Origin of the sequence: Kitasatospora sp. NPDC059812, assembly GCF_042732075.1 — a bacterium.
In the GTDB taxonomy this organism is placed as follows: Bacteria; Actinomycetota; Actinomycetes; order Streptomycetales; family Streptomycetaceae; genus Kitasatospora.
In genome coordinates, this window is the sequence record NZ_JBHWIO010000127.1 from 1 (window position 1) to 7469 (window position 7469).

The window sequence follows — 7469 nt, forward strand, 5'->3', positions numbered from 1 at the left end:
CGAGCCCTCGCGTGGCCCTCGGGGGGGGGCGGGGGGCGTCCTCGCGCGCGGGGGCCCCCGCACCTGACCCCCGCCCCGCCGCCCCCGGCCGCCCCCGCGGGGGGGGGGCCGGGGGGGCCGTCCGCCGCGTCCGGGGCGCCCTGGCCGTCCAGGCCGTCCGGCGCGCGGCGGCCGTCGGCGAGCCAGTACTCGGCGGGCCGGGCGAACGGGCGCGGCGGCTCCCCCGCCGCGCCGCCGGCCCCACCGCCGGGGAAGGCCGGGTACTGCGAGACCAGCTCCAGGTAGATCTCCCGGAAGGCGCCGATCACCGGCTCCACGGCGAAGCGTTCCTGCGCCCGCAGCCGCCCGGCCAGCCCGAGCCGGGCGCGCCGCTCCTCGTCGCGCAGCAGCGCCAGGCAGGCGCCGGCCAGCGCGCGCGGGTCCCGGGCGGGCACCAGCAGCCCGGTCGGCCCGACCACCTCGCGGGCCACCCCGACGTCGGTGGACACCACCGCCCGGCCGCTGAGCATCGCGTCCGCGAGCAGCCGGGGGCTGCGCTGGGACAGCGCGGAGAAGACGGCCAGCGTGCCGCCCTCCCAGACCTCGGCGAGCGAGCCGGGCCGCCCGGCGAAGTCCACCGCCGCGGCCAGTCCGAGCCGCTCGGCCAGCGCCGCGCAGTGCGCCCGGTAGCCGGGCGCGGCCTCCTCGCCGTGGATCACCAGCCGGGCCCGCGGCAGGTCGGCGTGCACCTGCGCGAAGGCGTGCAGCATCAGTTCGGTGTCCCGCCCCGGCTCCAGCGCGCCCGCCCACACCAGGGTCGGCGCGGCGGGCTCGGGCCCGGCCGCCGGGCGGACCACCGCGGGCGTCCCCTCGTACACCACCCGGGTGCGCGCCGGGTCGGCCCCGCAGCGGCGCTGCCACTGCTGGTCGTGGGCGCTGCCGGGGGTCAGGACGGCCGCCTGCCGGTAGGTCTCCTCGGTGAGCGCCCGGAAGTACGCCAGCAGCAGCGCCCGGACCGGCCACCGGTACGACGCCTCGCGGTAGCCCAGGTACTGCTCGCGCAGGTGCAGGCCGTGCTCGGTGACCACGAACGGCACCCCGTGCAGGTACCGGGCGACGAGTGCGGGCAGCGCCGCGGGGCCGCCGCCGACCACGTGGCACAGGTCGGCGCCGCCGAGGCCGTCGGGCCCGGTGCCGTACCAGGGCGCGGACAGCGGCCGCAGGCACTGCTCCAGCAGGTCCGCCGCGACCAGCACGTCGCGGACCAGCGGCTGCCCGGCCGAGGTCTCCGCGCCCGGCAGCCGCCAGACCCGCTCCAGGGTGCGCCGGGCGTGCGCGGAGGCGAGGAAGGCGGGCAGCGTGCCGTCCTCCCGGGCGAGGACGGCCAGCCGGTACAGCCCGGCCCCGAAGCCGGCCCGCTCCCCCGGCAGCACCAGGGCTCTGACCAGGTCCTCGTACGCCCGGGCGTACTGGCGTCTGCGCAGCGCGCCGGGCACCCGGCCGCCCGGCCGGCGCCCCCACAGCGCCAGCTCGCGTGCCCCGCGCCAGGCGGGGGACGGCCGCTCGGCGGCGCCCTGGCCACCCTGGCCGGCCTGGCCGGTCAGCAGGTACAGCCCGAACTCGTGCTCCGGCAGGCCCGCGGCCAGCCGGTCGCACCAGCCTCCGGCGCCGCGCCGGGAATGTGGGCGGGCACCCTCGGTGAGCAGGGCGATGCGCACGGGAGACCTCCAGGGCAGAGCGGATCACGGGCGGGCGGATCACGGGCGGGCGGGATCGGCGGATGGCTTGAGCGGCTTGAATGGTCACCGGGGCGGCCCCGCACGGCGGCGGGGACGGTCCGGGGGCGAGGAGTGCGGTCGGCCGGGTACGACACCGCGACGCTCCCCCGGGGCGGGGCACCACCGAGCGGTGGTGCGGCCGTCCGGCCCGACGGTCCGGCCGCGCCCCTCCCGCGATCCGTTCCCCCGGGCGCACGCCCGTTCCGGCGGGCCGGGCCCGACCCGCCGGGCCCCCTGGGTGCGGCCGCCCCCGGATTTCCCCGGCGTCCGCGGCCTCCCCCACACCTGTTCGGTCCGACAGCAGAAAGGTAGGACCGGGCCCGGGCAATCCATCGGTCACATGCCTGGTTGCCACCTGAACGAGTGAACGAGCGTGACCTCGCCCCGAACCGGGCCGTTACCGCGCGGTCCGCGCGACCGGGCGCCGGTCGCCGACCTCCCCGCTCATGACGGACGATGGGAGTGACCTTGTTCGCCGCCGCGAGGGGTCCCCGGGTCCGCGATGCCCGGCCCGTGCTCCGCGCTCGGTGACACCGCCGGTGCGGTGCGTCACGAGGTTCGGATTCCGGCGGTCGGGACGGCCGTTCCGGCCCCTGTCACACCCCTGCCGACGCCGAGGTCAGCGCCGTATTGTGGGCTCCTGACAAGGAGGCCGAGGTCCTTTTCTCACTCCCGCCGAACGCGGAAGCGGTTACCGAAAAGTAGAATCGGCCCTCTTGCCAGCCCCGAACAACCGAAGTGAGGAGCGCCGTGACGGCCATCCAGGAGGCGCAGGAGCGCCCGCGCGGTGCCCGCCTGCCGCGAAGCGCCCGCCGTGAACAACTGCTCGGTGCCGCCCAGGAGGTGTTCGTCGCGCAGGGTTACCACGCGGCCGCCATGGACGACATCGCCGACCGCGCCGGGGTCAGCAAGCCGGTGCTGTACCAGCACTTCCCCGGGAAGCTGGAGCTGTACCTGGCACTGCTGGACAAGCACTGCGACGCCCTGGTCGAGTCGACCCGCGACGCACTGTCGACGACCACCGACAACAAGCTCCGGGTGGCCGCGACGATGGAGGCGTACTTCAACTACGTCTCCAGCGAGTCCGGCGCGTTCCGCCTGGTCTTCGAGTCGGACCTGACCAACGAGCCGGCCGTGCGCGAGCGGGTCGAGCGGGCCTCCGAGGCGAGCGCGACGCTGGTCAGCAAGGTGATCCAGGAGGACACCGACCTGCCCGAGGCGGAGTCCAAGCTGCTCGCCGCCGGGGTCTGCGGCCTGGCCCAGATCACCGCCCGGTACTGGCTGTCGCAGGGCCTGGACATCCCCCGCGACGAGGCGGTGCGGCTGGTCGCCAGCCTGGCCTGGCGCGGGCTGAAGGGCTTCCCGATGCACCCCGTCTCAGAGGGCGGGGAGGCCCTCTAGCAGGGGTGATCCACCGATCTTCGCCGTCGCGGTGATCCCGTGCTCTATGGTGAAGCCGTACGGCGCGGTCGTCGCGAACGCTTGTCCCAGGCGGTCGGGGTGTCCGCGCGTGGAGGCTGCAACCCCGGAGGGACGGAAGCCGTGGAGGTCAAGATCGGCGTGCAGAACACGCCGCGCGAGATCGTGATCGAGAGCACGCAGAGTGCCGATGAGATCCAGAGCGCGATCGCCAAGGCGCTGGAGGGTTCGGAGAAGCTCTTCGCGCTGACCGACGAGCACGGCCGCCGCGTCATCGTCCCGGCCGAGCGCCTGGCGTACGTGGAGATCGGCGAGCAGGCCGCCCGCAAGGTCGGCTTCGGCACCGCCTGAGGCGTCGTCCGAGCTGCTCACCCGGTGCCCCGCTCCCCCAGGGAGCGGGGCACCGTTGCGTGTACGGCCGGGTCGGCCGGGGTACGGCGACAGTGCGGCCGCCGGCGCCGCGCGCCCGTCCCCGGGGAGGCAGTTTTGCTGGTCGAGTCGATCGCCTTCGCCCTCGTCGGCCTGGCCGCGGGCCTGGCCGCAGTGCTGGCGCGGCCCGCGTACTTCCGGGCGGCCCGCACCCTGACCCTGGGCACCGCCCTGGCGGCGGCGCTGCTCGGCGGGACGGTGGCGCACTTCTGCCTGGACGGGCGCTACCCGGCGGCGTCGATCGCGGCCGCCGCGCTGACCTCGGCGGTGCTGACCACGACGCTGGCCCGGCCGGACCTCGCCGCCGGGCGGGCCCCGGCGCACCGGCACCACCCGCACCGGGCCGGTGTCCACCGCACGCGGCGCCACCGGCCGGCCTGACCTCTAGCTGGCCAAGCCCAGGGCGGCCATCCGCCGGGTGTGCGCCTCGGTGATCCGGTTGAACATCTTGCCGACCTCGACCAGGTCGAAGCCCTGCACCTGGACGCCGCCGACCAGCAGGTTGGACAGCGCGTCCCGCTCGGCGACCACCCGCTGGGCCTGGCTGAGCGCCTCGCCCATCAGCCGTCGGCCCCACAGCGCGAGCCGGCCGCCGGAGCGCGGGTCGGCCTCGATGGCCTGGCGCACCTTGTCCACCGCGAACTGGGCGTGCCCGGTGTCGGACATGACGCCGAGCACCAGGTCGCGGGTGTCATCGTCGAGCCGGACGGCGACCTCGCGGTAGAAGTCGGTCGCGATGGCGTCGCCGACGTAGGCCTTGACCAGGCCCTCCAGCCAGTCCGAGGGCGCGGTCATCCGGTGGAACAGCTCCAGCGGCTCGACGAACGGGCGCATCGCCTCCTGCGGGTCGGCGCCGATCTCGGCGAGCCGGTCGTGCAGGCGCTGGTAGTGCTGGAACTCGGCGGAGGCCATCCGGGCCAGGGCCGCCTTGTCGGCGAGGTCCGGCGCCAGCTTGGCGTCCTCGGCGAGCCGCTCGAAGGCGCTCAGCTCGCCGTAGGCGAGCGCGCCGAGCAGATCCAGCACCGCCGCCCGGTAGCCGGGGTCGGCCGAGCACGCGGCCCAGTCCCCGATCGAGCCGGCCGCGGCGTCCTGCGTCTCACCATGGGTCTCCATGACCCGCCACCTTAGTCCCGCCGGCCCGGGGGACCCACCCTGGCCGGCCGTCGGCCGGTCGCCCGGGTGACCGGCCGGAACACCCCTTCAGGCCCGGGTCGGCAGGGGCAATGTCAGACGCGTCACGTGTTCGAGTCGTCGCCTGACTGTATGGTGGTACGGAGCCCCGTCGTGTTCGCACGGTGTCACCGCCGTCTCGGTGTCCCGCGCAAGCCCGCTCCGAAGCGGCACCGTCCATCCGGACGTGTCCGCACCGGAGCCACGGGTACTCACGTACGCGGATGCCCGGTCGGAGAGCCGATCGGCTCCGACCATGGCTTGGACTTCAAGCCTTGGCACCGCATCAGTGGCCGAGCGAGGGCCGCCGAGACCGCGCCCCCTGGCGAAGGTCCCGCGCAGGTCCCTCATGGGAATCCTCCCCGACGCCGCCGGCGACGCGCCCCGCACAGGGCAGCGCGCACCGGCCGGCCGCAGGGACCGGCGCGGTTGTGCGTCCGCTCAGCTGCATCAGGGCCGCCAGGCCCGTACGCAGCCGTGCGGCTGCCCGCCCGCCGCTCGCTCTCGGCCCCTTTCACACGGAAGAGGCAGCACCCTGTCCACCACCGCTGAACCCATCAAGACGACGTTCCGGGATCTGGGAATCCTCCCGGAGACCGCCGAGGCGCTCGAGTCCGTCGGCATCGTCCACCCCTTCCCCATCCAGGAGATGACCCTCCCGGTCGCGCTGACCGGCCACGACGTCATCGGCCAGGCCAAGACCGGCACCGGCAAGACCCTCGGCTTCGGCCTCCCGCTGATCGAGCGCTGCATCGTGCGCGCCGACGTGGACGCCGGCCGGGCGACCGAGGAGCAGCTCTCCGACGGCCCGCAGGCGCTCATCGTCGTCCCGACCCGCGAGCTCTGCACCCAGGTCACCAACGACCTGCAGACCGCCGGCAAGGTCCGGGACGTGCGCGTCCTGGCCGTCTACGGCGGCCGCGCGTACGAGCCGCAGGTCGAGGCGCTCGCCAAGGGCGTCGACATCGTGGTCGGCACCCCGGGCCGCCTGCTGGACCTGGCCGGGCAGAAGAAGCTGAACCTGTCCAAGGTCCGCTCGCTGGTCCTGGACGAGGCCGACGAGATGCTCGACCTCGGCTTCCTGCCGGACGTCGAGAAGATCATCACCATGCTGCCGGCCAAGCGGCAGACCCTGCTGTTCTCGGCCACCATGCCGGGTCAGGTCATCAGCCTCGCCCGCCGGTACATGAGCCAGCCCACCCACATCCGGGCCGCCGCCCCGGACGACACCGGCACCACCGTCGCCAACATCGAGCAGCACATCTTCCGCGCGCACTCGCTGGACAAGGTCGAGCTCGTCTCGCGCATCCTCCAGGCCGACGGCCGCGGGCTGGCGATGATCTTCTGCCGGACCAAGCGCACCGCCGCCGACGTCGCCGACCAGCTGACCCAGCGCGGCTTCGCGGCCGGCGCCGTCCACGGCGACCTCGGCCAGGGCGCCCGCGAGCAGGCGCTGCGCGCGTTCCGCAACGGCAAGGTCGACGTGCTGGTCTGCACCGACGTCGCCGCCCGCGGCATCGACGTCGAGGGCGTCACGCACGTGGTCAACTACCAGTGCCCCGAGGACGAGAAGACCTACCTGCACCGGATCGGCCGCACCGGCCGGGCCGGCGCCTCGGGCACCGCCGTCACCCTGGTCGACTGGGACGACATCCCGCGCTGGCAGCTGATCAACAAGGCGCTGGAGCTGACCTTCAACGACCCGGAGGAGACCTACTCCACCTCGCCGCACCTGTACGAGCTGCTGAAGATCGCGCCGGGCACCAAGGGTGTGCTGCCGCGTTCGGAGCGGACCCGGGCCGGGCTCGGCGCGGAGGAGGTCGAGGACCTCGGCGAGACCGGCGGGCGCGGTGCGCGCACCGCCCGGGCCAAGGGCCCGCGCAGCGGCTCCGGCCGCACCGGCGCCCCTGAGGCCGCCGTGGCGACCGAGGAGAAGCCGCGCCGCACCCGTGAGCGCCGCCGCACCCGGGGGGGCTCCACGGTCGCCGAGGGCGAGGCCGGGAGCGTCGTCGAGGCCCCCGCGGCCCCGGCCGTCGAAGGCACCGAGGGCGAGGCGGCCCCGCGCCGCCGTCGCCGCCGTTCGCGCGGCGCCGCCGCCGGCGAGGCCGCTGTGGTGGCCGAGGCCGTCGCGGTGACCGAGGCGGCCGTGGCGGCTCCGGTCGCCGAGGCCCCGGCCGAGGTTCCGGCCGCGGTGGCCGTCGTGGCCGCCGCCGAGGCCGTCGTCGAGGCCGTCGTCGAGGAGAAGCCGGCCGCCCGCACCCGGACGCGCACCCGCAAGCCCAAGGCGGAGGCCGTCGAGGCCGTCGTCGAGGCGCCGGCCGAGGCACCCGCCGCCGAGGCCGTCGTCGAGACCGCCGTCGCGAAGAAGCCGGCCACCCGGACGCGCACCCGCAAGCCCAAGGCGGAGGCCGTCGAGGCCGTCGCCGAGGCACCGGCCGCCGAGGCCGCCGTCGCGGAGAAGCCGGCCACCCGGACGCGCACCCGCAAGCCCAAGGCCGAGGCCGCGACCGCCCCGACGGCTCCGGAGGCTGCGGAGGCTGCGGAGGCTGCGGCCGCCGACGCCGCGACCGAGGTCCCGGCCCCGCGCAAGCGCACCCGGGCCCGCAAGGCCGCCGCCGCGCCGGAGGCCACCCCGGAGAGCTGACGCACCCCGCCCCGGAGGGGGGGGGGCCGGCGCCGGGTGGCGTGGGGCCC

Annotated in this window: 6 protein-coding genes; 4 read left to right on the forward strand and 2 right to left on the reverse strand. The window is 75.9% G+C overall.

Annotated elements, in window-relative coordinates; genetic code table 11:
* Positions 1-1697 (reverse strand): DUF3492 domain-containing protein (locus tag ACFV6D_RS36485; RefSeq protein WP_380563026.1); only part of this gene is annotated, 1697 nt, incomplete at its 3' end.
* A gap of 810 nt (positions 1698-2507) precedes the next feature.
* Here ACFV6D_RS36485 and ACFV6D_RS36490 point away from each other — a divergent pair.
* The 3 genes from ACFV6D_RS36490 to ACFV6D_RS36500 all read left to right on the forward strand — a co-directional run bounded on the left by ACFV6D_RS36490 (position 2508) and on the right by ACFV6D_RS36500 (position 3986).
* Positions 2508-3158, forward strand: coding sequence for a TetR/AcrR family transcriptional regulator (locus ACFV6D_RS36490; protein WP_063347918.1), 651 nt, complete (start codon positions 2508-2510; stop codon positions 3156-3158).
* Between the two features lie 141 nt (positions 3159-3299).
* The gene (locus ACFV6D_RS36495; RefSeq protein WP_063347919.1) at positions 3300-3527 is read left to right on the forward strand and encodes a DUF3107 domain-containing protein; all 228 of its coding nucleotides are present in this window, start codon (positions 3300-3302) and stop codon (positions 3525-3527) included.
* Between the two features lie 135 nt (positions 3528-3662).
* Entirely contained in the window at positions 3663-3986 is a 324-nt protein-coding gene (locus tag ACFV6D_RS36500; RefSeq protein ID WP_380563028.1) for a hypothetical protein, read from the forward strand.
* Positions 3987-3989: 3 nt separating this feature from the next.
* On the opposite strand, the gene ACFV6D_RS36505 is transcribed toward ACFV6D_RS36500, so the two are convergent.
* Complete coding sequence (locus tag ACFV6D_RS36505; RefSeq protein WP_063347921.1) at positions 3990-4718, reverse strand: ferritin-like fold-containing protein; 729 nt, start codon at positions 4716-4718, stop codon at positions 3990-3992.
* Positions 4719-5424: 706 nt separating this feature from the next.
* Between ACFV6D_RS36505 and ACFV6D_RS36510 the strand changes: the two genes are divergently transcribed.
* Positions 5425-7419 (forward strand): DEAD/DEAH box helicase, encoded by a 1995-nt coding sequence (locus tag ACFV6D_RS36510; RefSeq protein WP_380563030.1) that lies wholly within the window; start codon positions 5425-5427, stop codon positions 7417-7419.
* The last annotated feature ends 50 nt before the right edge of the window (positions 7420-7469 follow it).

Excerpts from the sequence above, each read along its gene's own strand:
- ACFV6D_RS36510 (WP_380563030.1), top strand. The coding sequence starts at position 5,425 with ATGACCCTCCCGGTCGCGCTGACCGGCCACGACGTCATCGGCCAGGCC.
- ACFV6D_RS36505 (WP_063347921.1), bottom strand. The coding sequence starts at position 4,718 with ATGGAGACCCATGGTGAGACGCAGGACGCCGCGGCCGGCTCGATCGGG.